Origin of the sequence: Nonlabens sp. SCSIO 43208, from assembly GCF_050703575.1 — a bacterium.
Classification (GTDB): domain Bacteria; phylum Bacteroidota; class Bacteroidia; order Flavobacteriales; family Flavobacteriaceae; genus Nonlabens; species Nonlabens tegetincola.
This window is the reverse complement of sequence record NZ_CP065365.1, coordinates 683,258-697,716: the sequence shown is the minus strand read 5'-3', so window position 1 is coordinate 697,716 and position 14,459 is coordinate 683,258. Positions and strand designations below refer to the sequence as shown.

The 14,459-nt window shown below is 34.8% G+C and carries 16 protein-coding genes; 14 read left to right on the top strand and 2 right to left on the bottom strand.

The window, feature by feature from the left end:
• The first annotated feature begins 2 nt into the window (after positions 1-2).
• From I5168_RS03385 to I5168_RS03345, 9 genes are all read left to right on the top strand, one after another.
• On the top strand, positions 3-308 hold the full coding sequence (locus tag I5168_RS03385; RefSeq protein ID WP_085775510.1) for an antibiotic biosynthesis monooxygenase family protein: 306 nt from the start codon (positions 3-5) through the stop codon (positions 306-308).
• Positions 309-347: 39 nt separating this feature from the next.
• The gene (gene truB, locus I5168_RS03380; protein WP_431472419.1) at positions 348-1,040 is read left to right on the top strand and encodes a tRNA pseudouridine(55) synthase TruB; all 693 of its coding nucleotides are present in this window, start codon (positions 348-350) and stop codon (positions 1,038-1,040) included.
• 67 nt (positions 1,041-1,107) lie between these two features.
• Complete coding sequence (locus I5168_RS03375) at positions 1,108-1,626, top strand: DUF2975 domain-containing protein (RefSeq protein ID WP_431472418.1); 519 nt, start codon at positions 1,108-1,110, stop codon at positions 1,624-1,626.
• Positions 1,627-1,629: 3 nt separating this feature from the next.
• Complete coding sequence (locus tag I5168_RS03370) at positions 1,630-1,833, top strand: helix-turn-helix domain-containing protein (protein ID WP_431472417.1); 204 nt, start codon at positions 1,630-1,632, stop codon at positions 1,831-1,833.
• A 97-nt stretch (positions 1,834-1,930) separates the two neighbouring features.
• Positions 1,931-2,362, top strand: coding sequence for an ankyrin repeat domain-containing protein (locus tag I5168_RS03365; protein ID WP_052510257.1), 432 nt, complete (start codon positions 1,931-1,933; stop codon positions 2,360-2,362).
• A gap of 148 nt (positions 2,363-2,510) precedes the next feature.
• A complete protein-coding gene (locus I5168_RS03360) occupies positions 2,511-4,697 on the top strand; it encodes an ATP-binding protein (RefSeq protein WP_431472416.1) in 2,187 nt (728 codons plus the stop codon).
• A gap of 1 nt (position 4,698) precedes the next feature.
• The gene (locus I5168_RS03355; protein WP_105017773.1) at positions 4,699-5,118 is read left to right on the top strand and encodes a response regulator; all 420 of its coding nucleotides are present in this window, start codon (positions 4,699-4,701) and stop codon (positions 5,116-5,118) included.
• Between the two features lies 1 nt (position 5,119).
• Complete coding sequence (locus tag I5168_RS03350; protein WP_105017772.1) at positions 5,120-5,686, top strand: response regulator; 567 nt, start codon at positions 5,120-5,122, stop codon at positions 5,684-5,686.
• Complete coding sequence (locus I5168_RS03345; protein WP_431472415.1) at positions 5,683-6,213, top strand: biliverdin-producing heme oxygenase; 531 nt, start codon at positions 5,683-5,685, stop codon at positions 6,211-6,213. Before I5168_RS03350 ends, I5168_RS03345 begins: the two co-directional genes overlap by 4 nt.
• 48 nt (positions 6,214-6,261) lie before the next feature.
• Here I5168_RS03345 and I5168_RS03340 read toward each other — a convergent pair whose 3' ends face one another.
• The gene (locus I5168_RS03340; RefSeq protein WP_042276521.1) at positions 6,262-6,537 is read right to left on the bottom strand and encodes a F0F1 ATP synthase subunit epsilon; all 276 of its coding nucleotides are present in this window, start codon (positions 6,535-6,537) and stop codon (positions 6,262-6,264) included.
• A 17-nt stretch (positions 6,538-6,554) separates the two neighbouring features.
• Positions 6,555-8,066 carry a F0F1 ATP synthase subunit beta gene (atpD, locus tag I5168_RS03335; protein ID WP_105017770.1) on the bottom strand — a complete coding sequence of 504 codons (1,512 nt, stop codon included), beginning with the start codon at positions 8,064-8,066 and terminating at the stop codon, positions 6,555-6,557.
• Positions 8,067-8,367: 301 nt separating this feature from the next.
• On the opposite strand from atpD, the gene I5168_RS03330 reads away from it, so the two are divergent.
• From I5168_RS03330 to I5168_RS03310, 5 genes are all read left to right on the top strand, one after another.
• Entirely contained in the window at positions 8,368-9,357 is a 990-nt protein-coding gene (locus tag I5168_RS03330; protein WP_431472414.1) for an aspartate-semialdehyde dehydrogenase, read from the top strand.
• 61 nt (positions 9,358-9,418) lie between these two features.
• Positions 9,419-10,753 carry a T9SS type A sorting domain-containing protein gene (locus I5168_RS03325; RefSeq protein WP_431472413.1) on the top strand — a complete coding sequence of 445 codons (1,335 nt, stop codon included), beginning with the start codon at positions 9,419-9,421 and terminating at the stop codon, positions 10,751-10,753.
• Positions 10,754-10,773: 20 nt separating this feature from the next.
• Complete coding sequence (locus I5168_RS03320) at positions 10,774-12,939, top strand: prolyl oligopeptidase family serine peptidase (protein WP_431472412.1); 2,166 nt, start codon at positions 10,774-10,776, stop codon at positions 12,937-12,939.
• A gap of 73 nt (positions 12,940-13,012) precedes the next feature.
• Positions 13,013-13,969 (top strand): ABC transporter ATP-binding protein, encoded by a 957-nt coding sequence (locus tag I5168_RS03315; RefSeq protein WP_431472411.1) that lies wholly within the window; start codon positions 13,013-13,015, stop codon positions 13,967-13,969.
• The gene (locus I5168_RS03310; protein WP_431472410.1) at positions 13,969-14,445 is read left to right on the top strand and encodes an LEA type 2 family protein; all 477 of its coding nucleotides are present in this window, start codon (positions 13,969-13,971) and stop codon (positions 14,443-14,445) included. The genes I5168_RS03315 and I5168_RS03310 overlap by 1 nt, the downstream gene beginning before the upstream one ends.
• Positions 14,446-14,459 lie beyond the last annotated feature (14 nt).

The window sequence follows — 14,459 nt, the reverse complement described above, 5'->3', positions numbered from 1 at the left end:
AAATGATAACAACTCCTTATTATGCAGTAATCTTCACTTCAATTCTTAAAAAAGATGATCCTGAATATCATTCAATGGCCAGTTTAATGGAGCAGGCTGTTACTAACAATGACGGATTTATACAACTTGAAAGTGCCCGTGATGATTTAGGAATTACTATATCATACTGGAAGGATTTGAGCTCCATTAAAAAGTGGAAACGTAATTTGCAGCATTTGAAAGCGCAAAAATTGGGTAAAACCCTATGGTATTCCTATTATAAGGTTCGCATTTGTAAGGTAGAACACGAATATGAATTTAAAATTTAAGTATATTAAAATTAGTTTATTTTCTTTCCTTTGCAAGCTATGACACAAGCTGACAATCCTTTTTTACAAGGTAAAGTGATATTAATTGATAAGCCGCTAGAATGGACTTCATTTCAAGTAGTGAATAAAGTGCGCTGGCTGATTAAAAGAAAGTTTAAGCTTAAAAAGATCAAAGTAGGTCATGCAGGTACTCTAGATCCACTAGCAAGCGGATTACTTATATTGTGTACTGGTAAAGAGACTAAAAATATTACTACCTATCAAGCGCAACGTAAAGAATATACCGGGACCATTACTTTAGGAGCTACTACACCTAGCTACGACTTAGAAACGGAGATTGATAAAAGGTTTGATTACGATCATTTAACTGAAGACGACATTAGAAAAGCGGCAAACAGTTTTGTGGGCACCATTGCTCAAAAGCCGCCGATATTTTCGGCCATTAAAAAAGATGGAAAACGCTTGTATGAGCTAGCAAGAGCTGGTGAAACTACTGAAATAAAAAGTCGAGAGGTGACCATTCATGATTTTGCAATCACTAGAATTGATTTGCCAGAAGTTGATTTTAAGGTAAGTTGTAGTAAAGGAACCTATATAAGATCACTGGCTAATGATTTAGGCGTCGCACTAAATAATGGAGCTCATTTAAGTGCCTTGCGTAGAACTGCAATAGGTGATTATCGAGTAGAAAATGCTATGACTATTAAAGAGTTTGAAGAACAATTAGATTAGCTTAAAAATTAAAAAATTATTGTTTTTCGATAATAATGCGTATGTTTGTTATCGTAAAACAATAATTATGAAAGCTATTCGGATTCTAAGAGCGATTTTAAGATTGCTCTATTTTTTCTCAATTTTAAATGGGTTATTTCTTCCAATAACTTTTATTATTGCTTCAAATGCTGATGTGATTTTTCAAATTTCAGGATACTTATTAAGTAATCACCATTGGTCATTTTATCTAGTTATGATATTGTTTTTTGTGGGATATTTGTTCTTTGTAATGATGTTGTATCATTTGAAAAATGCTGCATTTAAAATCACGCCTAAACAATTGTTTAATGACCAGATCGCTAATTCGCTTAAAAAAGCCGGCTGGTTTTGTATAATAGGCGTTGTATTAATGAATGTTCCTGCTTGGATTTACCATCTTTTTTCGTTGATGCAAAACATTGATCTTGGGAACTCTGCTGTGAGAATAGAATCCGGATTTGGGGCTACTTTAGTAATTGTGTCTTTCGGCTTGTTTTTAGTAATCTTGAGCAAATTAGCATCAGAAGGAGTGAAATTGAAACAAGAAAATGACTTAACTATTTAGCCTATGCCTATTGTAATCGAATTAGATAAAATTCTCGCAGAGAGAGGTATGAGAAGTAATGAACTTGCTCAGGCAATAGGAATTACCACGGCAAACCTTTCTATTCTAAAAACGGGTAAAGCCAAGGCAGTTAGATTTTCTACTTTAGAGGCTATCTGCAAAGTATTAGATTGTATGCCGGGTGATATTATTAAATTTCATTCATAATGTAAAGGTTGATTAGGTAGTATAAAACGATTTTGTTTAATTATTTTAAAGATATTCTTAAGATATCAGTATATTTATCTTTTAAATTAAAGAAAGAATGAAAAAAGCACTTTTGTTAATAGCATTTATTGCAGGAACTTCGGGAGTTTTTGCACAAGATTTATCTAAGGAAATGACTATAGCTCTCAAAAATGATGATGTTAGAGCTATTTCTTCATTAGTTAATGATTCTAACAAGGATGCATGTCTAGTATCTGGAAGTCAGGAATACAACCTTCTTCAATACAGTGCTATGATGAAAAGTAATGATATAGCTGTTTATTTAATACAACAGGCTAAAGCAGATGTTAATGGCACTTGTAACAACATGACTCCATTAATGATGGCCGCTAAAGCAGGGAATAGCTCTTTAATATCTACATTGTTAGAAGCTGGTGCAGATGCATCAATAAAGATAGATGGTAAAACAGCACTAGATTATGCTGAAGAAACTAAAAATATTGCAACTATAGCTGCACTAAGAAAGTAATATATACTCTTAACTATAACCAACGGAAACCCTGACAGTTTTGTCAGGGTTTTTTTTTTGAATGACTCTTAAAAACTGAACTCAATTATTGTTTAAATTTTATCAAATAAAACTAAACAAGTATCTTTACTAAGTTAAAATATTAACGATGTTAAAATCCTACCCTAAAAAAATTGAAATTTCAACATGTGAAGACGAGCCTATTCGTTTTATACATAGAACTCAATCACATGGTGTACTATTAGTCATAGATAAAGGTTTTAACATCCTACAATATTCTAAGAATGCAACCGATTTTTTGAATGTTCAGATTGATCTTTTAAACAGTAACTTATCTACGTTACTGCAGGAAGAGGTAATTTATAAATTGAAAATACAGCTTATAAATAACGATTTCAAGACAGTAGTAGACGGTGAATTTTCTTATAAACTTTCTTTGAGTAATGAGGGATTGTTGTTGGATATTGAAAAGTATGATTCAACATTAAATCTTCTAGAAGAGCAACAACTAATTATAAGCGCTCTCAATAAAATGTCTTCGTGTAATAGTGTTCAGGAGGTTTTAAATACTGCAGTAAATGAAATAAAACATTTCCTTAATTATGATAGGGTTATGGTTTACAAGTTTGATGCAGATTGGAACGGAGAAGTAATAGCAGAAGCGGCTAATAATGATTTGCACTCCTGGTTAGGTCTACATTATCCTGCCGGTGATATACCAAAAAACGCACGTGACCTTTTTAAGGAACAAGGTGTAAGAATTATATCAAATCTAAAAGAACCAGATTACCCTTTATTTCCTATGGTAAATCCACAGTCAGGTTTTTTAACTAATTTAAGTAACTCTATTCTTAGAGGTTCTAGTGATATTCATAAAGAATATTTAGGGAATATGGGAGTTTGTGCAACTTTAAGTTGTGCAATAGTGATCGAGGATAAATTATGGGGATTAATTGCTTGTCATCATTATAGTCCAAAGTTTATCGACTTTCAAGAACGTCAAACCTGTTTTTTACTTTCTGACATAATAAGCAATCAAATTACGATAAAAACGTCAAATGACTTTATATCACGTTTGAATCAAAACAGTCATGTACGTTCTAAACTTGTTCACTATATGAGTGAAAAATGGGATCTCGTGCACGGACTTACAAACAATGAGGTTACCGCACTAGATTTGGTTAAATCAGATGCTTTTATCATTAAGTATGACACTCAATTAAGCTCAATAGGTCTGTCATTGGAAGTCACAGATATTAAAAATATAATCAAGAAATTTGAAGTTCTATGTGATGAAAACGGTTTTTATAGTTCTAATTCCTTTAGCAAAGAAACTTCCATTCCTAGTTTAGAAAAGTTACAATTCGCTGGTGTGGTCTTATATAAAATAAGCAAGAAGAAAGGTGACTGTATAGTATGGCTAAGAAAAGAACAGATTGCTGAAATTAATTGGGGTGGTAATCCAGACAAAAAACAAATCCAAGGAAATCTAACTCCTCGTAAATCATTTGAAAAATTCACAGAACAAGTAAGAGAGCATTCCATACCATGGCAAACACACGAAATAGCAGCTATTAAAGCCTTTGTTGAGGATGTTAAAAATATAATCGTAACTAAATTTTCTGAAGTATCTAAACTAAATAGACAGCTTTTGTCTTTAAATCAAGAATTAGAAAGTTTTAGTTACAGTGTATCGCATGATTTGAGAGGTCCATTGCGTGGTATAGATGGTTTTGCTCAAATACTTATGGAGGATTACATGGATCAATTAGATGAGGATGGTAAGCAGAGTCTTCAAATAATCATTAATAGTGCCGCTAGAATGAACGATTTAATGGACTCTATTTTGAGTTATAGTGGTCTTAGTAAGCTCAGGAAAATTGATGATGATATCGATGTTGAGAAACTTTGTAATGATATCTTAAAAGATAGTAATATGAAAAGGCGCTATCCAAAGACTCAATTTAATATTCAAAAAGGATTACCTTCAATATATGGAGATAGAGCAATGTTGTACCAGTTGTTTTTTAATTTACTATCAAACGCTTTTAAATACAGTTCCAAAAAGGAAGCTCCACAAGTAACCGTATCGCAATACAACGACGGTGAAAAGGATGTTTATGTTGTAACTGATAACGGTGTAGGATTTGATCCTAAATATGGTAAAAAGATTTTTGGTGTATTTACACGTCTTGTTAAAGAAGAGTACGAAGGTACAGGTGTAGGACTGGCTATTGCGCAAAGGGTGGTGTTTAGACACGGTGGCGATATCTGGGCAGAAAGTGAACTAAACAAAGGAACGACGATAAAATTTTATTTTAAATCAATTAGGTAGAATGGATTCAATTCAAAGAAAAAATATTGTCTATATAGAAGATAGGTTAGAAGATATACAATTGTTTAAAAGAATCATTAAGAAAGAATTTTCTGACTCAAATTTTATATCTTTCGATGATTCAGAAAAAGTACGGCATTTAATTGAGAACAATGAATTTGAAAAAATTAGACCAGATTTAATTTTTATTGATTTGAAAATGCCAAAAGTTTCTGGATTGGAGCTTTTGGGAGATTTAAATAAACAAGAATTCCGTAGAATTCCAAAAATAATGTTTAGTTCAAGTACTATAAATAGTGATATCGAACACGCTTATAATCTAGGTGCTAACTCTTATGTGGAAAAACCTAAATCTTTTCAGTCGTTGAAATATACCGTTGTAAACGCTGTAAAGTATTGGGTTGAAATTAATCTAAGTTAAAATGATCAACCAAAATCTACGAATCCTTATCGTTGAAGACCTAGTAAGCGATACCATTCTACTGCAACGACAGTTTGAAAAGTTTGTTTCAGAACCTGAAATTAGAATTTCTGATAAGCTCAGTAATGTGCGTTATGCTCTTAAAGATTTTATACCTGATTTGGTTTGTACAGACTATGATTTGGTTGGGTTTACAGCAATTGATGTAATTAATGCCGTAAAAGAGATCGAGCCTAGTACTCCTATAATTGTAATAACAGGTACATTGAATAATGAAGAATTAGCAGCTAATGTTATTTTGAGTGGAGCATCTGGTTATTTATTAAAGAACGATATCAGTAATCTTCATAAACGGTTAGAACCATTAGTCCAGGATATCATTGTAAAAAAGCAAAAAACACTGGATAAATTAAACGAACTAAAATTAAGGAGAGAGGAGTTACGACGTATTCATGAAATTTTAAAATCTGCTGCAAGAACAGATGAAAAAGATCTTAAATTGAAAGAGTATTATGATAAAGTAATACAGGATCTTGATGAGAATATTTCTTCTTTTTTTAGGGTATGACACTAATTAATAACCTAAGATCGAGAACCAAGGAGTTACATGAGAAATTGGATAAGGCTCCTCATTCTATTGCCATTTTTAATCAGAATATTTCAAGAGAATATTTTTTAGAAATATTAATGCTTAATTATAAAGCTTATCTACCAATTGAAAAATCATTAAGTATGGAAAGGCAACCCATATCTAGGTGGATTGAGCATGATTATTTTGAACTTACACAACGAGATATTCACTTGCCAAATATAGAATCCATTTCTTTCACACCTTTAGAAATGATAGGTGCGTTTTACGTAGTAGAAGGATCTTTATTGGGCGGTGCAGTAATAGGTAAAAAGCTATCAGAGAATAAAAACTTAGATTATAATATCAATTCCATGCAGTTTTATACTTCTTCTAATGAAGAAAGGCGGGCTAGATGGAAAGCTACTTTAAAATTACTTAAAGAGGATTATTCAACGTCTGAAATGGATGAAATCGTGATGGGAGCGATAAAAACATTTAATCACTTTATAAATATTATGACATAAAAAAACCAGCTCATTGAGCTGGTTTTTTTTATAAGTAAGTAAGTTGTATTAGTCTGCCAGTACAACTGCTTTGTTATCTTTCATTTCAATCACACCACCAGAAATTTTATAATTAGTTGTGCCATCATTAGAAACAAACAACTTTTGTTGATCTTCATTTAAAGTAACTGATCCATAAATACGAACATCACCTTCTACTAGAAGAGAAACTACAGGCGCGTGATTGTCAAGCATCTGGAATTCACCATTGACACCAGGTACAGCTACAGATTCCACTTCACCACTAAAAACAGTTAATTCTGGAGTTACAATTTCTAATTTCATAATAGTGTTTTTCAGAATTAAGCTTCAGCAAGCATTTTTTCTCCTGCTTCAATAGCTTCCTCAATAGTACCCTTAAGGTTAAAAGCACTTTCTGGTAAGTGATCTAGTTCACCATCCATAATCATGTTAAATCCTTTGATAGTATCTTTAATATCAACTAATACACCTGGTATTCCAGTAAACTGTTCTGCTACATGGAAAGGCTGTGATAAGAAACGTTGAACTCTACGTGCACGAGATACCGCAAGTTTATCTTCTTCAGATAATTCTTCCATACCTAGGATGGCGATAATATCTTGTAGCTCTTTATAACGTTGTAACAACTCTTTTACACGTTGTGCACAGTCATAGTGCTCGTTACCTAAAATATCAGCAGTAAGAATACGAGAAGTAGAATCTAATGGATCTACCGCTGGATAAATACCAAGCTCAGCAATCTTACGAGAAAGTACCGTTGTCGCATCTAAGTGAGCAAACGTTGTTGCCGGTGCTGGGTCAGTAAGGTCATCCGCAGGTACGTATACAGCTTGTACAGATGTAATCGAACCTTTCTTAGTTGAGGTAATACGTTCCTGCATAGCACCCATCTCAGTAGCAAGTGTAGGTTGATATCCTACCGCCGATGGCATACGACCTAATAGTGCCGATACCTCAGAACCTGCTTGAGTAAAACGGAAAATATTATCAACGAAGAAAAGTACGTCTTTACCTTGACCATCGCCTGCTCCATCACGGAAGTATTCAGCTATTGTAAGACCAGATAAAGCAACACGAGCACGTGCTCCTGGTGGTTCATTCATTTGTCCAAATACAAAGGTAGCTTTAGATTCTTTCATTGCTTCCTTATCAACCTTTTGAAGATCCCATCCACCTTCTTCCATAGAGTGTAAGAAGTCATCACCATACTTGATAATTCCCGATTCAAGCATCTCACGTAAAAGGTCATTACCTTCACGAGTACGCTCTCCTACACCAGCAAATACAGAAAGTCCACCGTGACCTTTTGCAATGTTGTTAATTAATTCTTGTATAAGTACCGTTTTACCTACTCCAGCACCACCGAAAAGACCAATTTTACCTCCTTTTGCATAAGGTTCGATAAGATCGATTACTTTAATACCAGTGAATAAAACTTCTGTAGAAGTCGATAAATCTTCAAAGGCTGGCGCTGCACGGTGAATAGGTAAACCATTATCACCTTCTTTAGGTAATTCACCTAATCCGTCAATTGCACTACCTATTACATTAAAAAGACGACCGTATACATCGTCACCTATAGGCATTTGAATTGGGTTACCCGTAGCTACAACTTCTGCACCTCTACTTAATCCATCAGTAGAGTCCATAGATATAGTACGCACAGTATCTTCACCTATGTGAGATTGAACCTCTAATACAAGTTTTGTACCGTCAGCTTGCGCTATTTCTAGTGAGTCATAAATTCTAGGAAGGGCACCTTGTGCCGCGTCAAATGTTACGTCAACCACCGGTCCGATGATCTGTGAAACGCTACCTTTTACTTGAGACATTTATATAATGTTTTAGTACTTAAATAATTGCAGCTCATTAGAGCTGTTTTTTCGTCGTGCAAAGATACTGCTTAAAATGTTTAAATTGTATCTATTGATTTGGATTTTTTTAGCCTATTCTGATGTGTGGTCTAAATAGCTTGTATTAAGACTGTTGTGTTTTTGTATTTTGCTTTCGCGAAAGCGTAAACCATCTTACAAAACGGTAATAGCAATCTTGAGTTTCTCATTATTAATTATTTCTTAAAGGCCTTACCGTCACTGTTTATGATATATTTTTGTAGGCTTAAATTTTTATTTCATGAATATAGCAGTAGTAGGTGTTACCGGAATGGTAGGCCAAGTGATGTTACAAGTGCTGGAAGAGCGAAACATCCCAATTTCAAACTTGATACCTGTTGCCTCAGAAAAATCAGTAGGTAGCGAGATTACTTTTAAGGGTAAACAGTATAAGGTAGTAGGTATGAAACAGGCTATTGAAATGAAACCTGCAATTGCCTTATTTTCTGCCGGCGGGAACGTTAGTTTAAAATATGCTCCTGAATTTGCTGCAGTAGGAACCACAGTTATTGACAACTCTAGTGCTTTTAGAATGGATGCAGATAAGCGATTAATAGTTCCTGAAATTAACGCGCATACCTTAACTAAAGACGATAAAATTATTGCAAATCCCAATTGTTCAACTATTCAAATGGTGCTTGCTTTGTCTCCTTTACATAAGGAGTATCGTATAAAAAGGCTTGTAGTTTCTACCTATCAATCTATAACTGGGACTGGTGTAAAAGCTGTTCAACAGTTAGAGAATGAATATGTAGGTAAAAAGGGAGAGATGGCATATCCATATCAAATTCACCGTAATGCCTTACCGCATTGTGATGTTTTTGAGGATAATTTGTATACCAAAGAGGAGATGAAGTTAGTAAGGGAAACTCAAAAAATTCTTGATGATAATACAGTTGCTGTTACAGCCACAGCTGTTCGTATACCGGTTGTAGGTGGCCACTCAGAATCTGTAAATGTTGAATTCAGGTCTGATTTTGATGTAAAAGACGTGCGTCGATTACTCTCACAAACTGATGGTGTTACAGTGCAAGATAATGTTGATGTAAATAATTATCCTATGCCACTTATGGCACATGGTAAGGATGATGTTTTTGTGGGTCGTATACGTAGAGATCACTCGCAAGAGAATTCACTTAATATGTGGATTGTGGCAGATAATCTGAGAAAAGGAGCTGCGACAAACGCTGTTCAAATCGCTCAGTATTTAATTGAAAACAAGTTAGTATAGTGGTTGTGATTAGTTTTATCAGGTAGTATCTTTACTACTTAATGTAAAGATTTTACTAAGTATGAAACTAGTACTTGCACTAATAGCAGTAGTATTTACAACATCAACGGTTCAAGCTCAATTTTGGCGTGTAGAAGCTTCGGGATTTTCTAATACCTCTAGAGGTGTCAATAAAATCCACATAGGAACTGCTACAACTGCATGGGGTGTTGCTTATGATGGAATAACTCCTAGTAACAATATTCAGGAATTTGTTAGAACAAATGATGCTGGCCAATCATGGATACCAGGAAGTTTTGATTTAGGAAATGTCAATCTTGGTATATCAAATGTTTGTGATGCAGGAGGAACTACCGCTTATGTAGCAGCTCATCCATTAAATGCAGGAGATCAAGGTGGTGTGTGGAAAACTACCGATGCTGGATTAACTTGGACACGACAGTCAGGAGCGCTATATCAAGATTCAAGTAGTTTTCCCAATTTTGTGCATTTTTTTGACAACGCAGGTGTGACGGCAGGTGACCCTGTAAATGGGTTTTGGGAAATATATGTTTCTAGCAATGGAGGTTCTACTTATACAAGAGTTCCTAGTGCAAATATACCAGCTGTTTTACCAGGTGAATTCGGATATTTTGGACAGTATACTTACTATGGTAATAATATCTGGTTTACTACTAGTAAAGGACGAATCATTCACAGCTCAGATCGTGGTGTGAATTGGACAGCATATCAGTCACCGTTATCAGATTTTGGTGGGACAACTGTTTTTGGAGATATTTCATTTGCTGATTCAAACAAAGGGATTATTCAGGATAACAATGGTAACTTATATAGAACCAATGATTCGGGAGCTACCTGGCAAGGAATTAATATTTCAGGAACCGGTTTTCCATATGGTGATTTTATAGCATATGTGCCCGATTCCAATAGAATTGTGAGTTGTGGGCAACGAACTACTTATTCAGGAAGTTCATACAGTCTAGATGATGGAGTAACCTGGATTAATATTGATACAAACCAGCATTTAGATGTGGCATTTTTTAATGAAGATACTGGATATAGCGGCGGTTTTAATATATCCTCAACTGTTGACGGTATGTTTGTTTATGACAGCAACGTTCTTAACTTGGCAGAAGAAGAGCAAGCATCACTCACAATGTTTCCTAATCCAGCTACCGATATCGTTAGGTTCACAACAGCAACTTCATTTGACGCGATTATGATATACGATCTAAATGGACGAGTAGTTAAGCAGGAATTTAATGTAGAAGAAATATCAATTAGTAACCTTAAGACAGGAACTTATCTATTAACGATAGAAAGTAAGGAAGCTTTAAATGGTGGAAAAACGGTCAATTCAACTAGTTATAAGACCTTTAAGCTAGTTAAAATATAAAAAACCAAAACTGAAATACTATGAAAAAAATTCTTTTAGGAATGGCCGCAGTAGCTGTGTTCATTTCTTGTGAAAATGAAAACAAAAAGAATGATGACGCAACAATGGCGATGACTTATCCAGAAACTAAAAAAGTAGACACAGTAGATGTTTATCACGGAAAAGAAGTAAAAGATCCCTACAGATGGCTAGAAGATGATAAGAGCGATGAAACTGCACAATGGGTAGCTCAACAAAACAAAACAACCTTCTCATTTCTTGACCAAATAAGCTATAGAGATAAGATAAAAAATCGATTAACTGAGCTTTTTAATTATGAGAGAGTGAGCGCTCCATCTAAGGAAGGTGATTGGGAATATTTTTCTAAAAATGATGGTTTACAGAATCAGAGTGTTCTTTACAGATATAAAATAGGTGATAAACCAGAAAATGCCGAATTATTCCTTGACCCAAATACGTTTAGCAAAGATGGAACAACTTCTCTAGCAGGCAGTAGTTTTACTCAGGATGGTTCTCTTTTTGCCTATGCAATATCTGAAGGTGGTAGTGATTGGCGTAAAATTATAGTACTGGATACTCAGACTAAAGAAATGGTTGGCGATACCCTTAAAGACGTAAAATTCTCTGGTATATCTTGGAGAGGTAATGATGGTTTTTTCTACTCTAGTTACGACAAACCAGATGGTAGTGAGCTCAGTGCCAAAACGGACCAGCATAAACTGTATTATCACGTTTTAGGCACTTCACAAGATAAAGACAAAGTAGTTTTTGGAGGTGTTCCACAAGAGAAATATCGTTATGTAGGAGGAAATGTTACCAAGGATGAGCGATACCTTATTATAACAGCAAGCACTTCTACAAATGGGAATAAGCTATTTGTAAAAGATTTGGTGAAAAATACTCCACCGGTCGCAATTATTGACAATTTTGATACTAATACCTATCCAATTCACAATGAAGGTGACATGTTTTGGTTAGTGACTGACTACAACGCACCGAATCAAAGAATTGTGAAAACAAAGTTGGGCAACCTAGACCCAAATAAATGGATCGATATAATTCCAGAGGCCGAACAAGTAATGAGTCCTTCAAAAGCTGGTGGCTATTTCTTTGTTGAATACACGGTAGATGCAGTTTCAAAAGTTGTACAGTATAATTATGATGGTACTGAAGTTAGAGAGATAGAACTTCCAGGGATTGGTAATGCAAGCGGTTTTGGTGCAGAGGAAGATGAGAAAACATTGTATTATTCATTTACAAACTATGTTATACCATCAAGTATTTACGAATTGAATATTGAAGATGGTACCTCAACCATGTACCGTAAGTCCAAGGTGAATTTTAATAGTGATGACTATACAAGTACCCAGGTATTTTACACCTCAAAAGATGGTACAAAAGTGCCCATGATCATTTCCCATAAAAAGGGTCTTAAACTGGACGGTAAAAACCCAACTATACTTTATGGATATGGTGGATTCAATATAAGCTTAAATCCATCATTTTCAACTTCTAGAGCAGCATGGATGGAAATGGGCGGAGTTTACGCAGTAGCAAATTTAAGAGGTGGTGGAGAATACGGTAAAAAATGGCACGATGCAGGTACTAAAATGCAAAAGCAAAACGTATTTGATGATTTCATAGCAGCAGGTGAGTGGCTCAAAGCAAATAACTACACTTCTACAGAGTACCTCGCTATTCAAGGAGGATCAAATGGAGGTTTATTAGTAGGAGCTACTATGACTCAACGTCCAGACCTTGCAGCAGTTGCCTTTCCTGCTGTAGGAGTTTTAGATATGTTGCGTTATAATAAATTTACAGCTGGCGCAGGTTGGGCATATGATTATGGAACAGCAGAGGACAGCCCAGAGATGTTTGAATATCTAAAAGGCTATTCTCCTTTACACAACGTTAAGGAAGGTGTAGAATATCCAGCAACAATGGTTACCACTGCAGATCATGACGACCGTGTAGTACCAGCGCATTCATTTAAATTTGCAGCTGAGCTTCAATCTAAACAAGCAGGTGACGCGCCTACATTGATTCGTATCGATGTTGACGCTGGTCATGGCGCAGGTAAATCCACAGAACAAACCATTAATGAGCAAACAGATATATACAGTTTTGCTTTATACAATATGGGATTCACTGAATTACCTAATGATCAGCAACAAGTAAAAATGTAATCAATTACACACATTAAATTAGAAATAACCCTAGTCAAATGGCTAGGGTTTTCTGTCTCTTATCTTTGTGTTTATGTTACGATTAGTAGATATAAATTTCGCTTTCGCGAAAGCGGATAATCAAAACCAAGAATCATCGTACAATCTAAAAAATATCAACCTGGAAATCAAAACAGGTGAGATTGCGGCAATTATTGGTGAAAGTGGATGTGGGAAAAGTACGTTGTTGAATTTGACATATGGATTATTACAACAACAAAGCGGTAAAGTTTATTGGTATGATGAAGAATTACTAGGTCCTGATTATCATTTGGTCCCCGGGCATTCAATGATGAAATACGTGCCACAAGAGTTTGATTTGATGCCATTTACCACAGTTGCCGAAAATATAGGTGAGCATTTATCAATTCAAAATGATAATAGAGCAAACCGTATTGATGAACTTTTAGATACAGTTGATCTTACGTCATTTAAGAATACAGTGGTTAAAAACCTTTCTGGTGGACAAAAACAAAGAGTAGCCCTAGCTAAGGCACTTGCGCAAGAGCCACAGCTTTTATTGCTAGATGAGCCATTTTCACACATTGATAATTTTAGGAAAAATGAATTAAGGCGTAGGTTATTTGCCTATTTAAAAAACAATCGGATAGCGTGCATGATTGCTACTCATGATAAGAATGATGTTCTATCGTTTACAAACCGTACTGTTGTGATGAAAGATGGTCATATAGAAATTCAAGGCGATACTCATAATATTTATAATTATCCCAAAACCTTCTACACAGCATCTTTATTTGAAGAGGTAAATGTGATACCACCAGGATATCTTAATAATAATAAAGAGTTGCTAGTCTATCCTCATGGCATTGAGATTGTTGGTAATGAAGGAGTCAAAGTACAAGTTGTGCAAACCTTTTTTGAGGGAAGTACCTATCTAGTAAAAGCTTTATTAAAAGATATTTACGTGTACTTTTATCATGACAGTGATATTAGTATTGATATTTTTGTTTCTATAAGAATAATAAAATAATGAAAAAGATTTTTATACTTTTTGTCGTTGCATTGGTTTCCTTTTCTTGTTCCAATCCATATGAGGATGTAGTGTTCTTGCGAATCGAGCAAGCAGAGTTATTAAATATTACACGAGATTCTGTTGAGCTACAAGCAGTTTGTGTTATGTATAACCCTAATGATATTGGTCTACAATTAAAACAAGCTGATTTTGATGTGTACATCAATAATTATAAGTCTGCTAATATTCATCAAACTTCAGATGCAATAATGCCAGGAAATTCAGAATTTGAATTTCCCATTAAGGCTCAGTTATCGCCTAAAGATTTAATCGGAAAAAGAGGTAATCAAATGATTGATATCGCCCTTCAGGTATTGGGCAATAAAAAGGTAGCTGTGAAGTATGATGGCTCAGTAGATATAGAAAAAGGTGTTTTTTCTATTACAGTTCCGGTTGTTGACAGCTTAGAAGTCCCTGTGAAATTCAAGTTTTAAGGTAGTAACCTCTT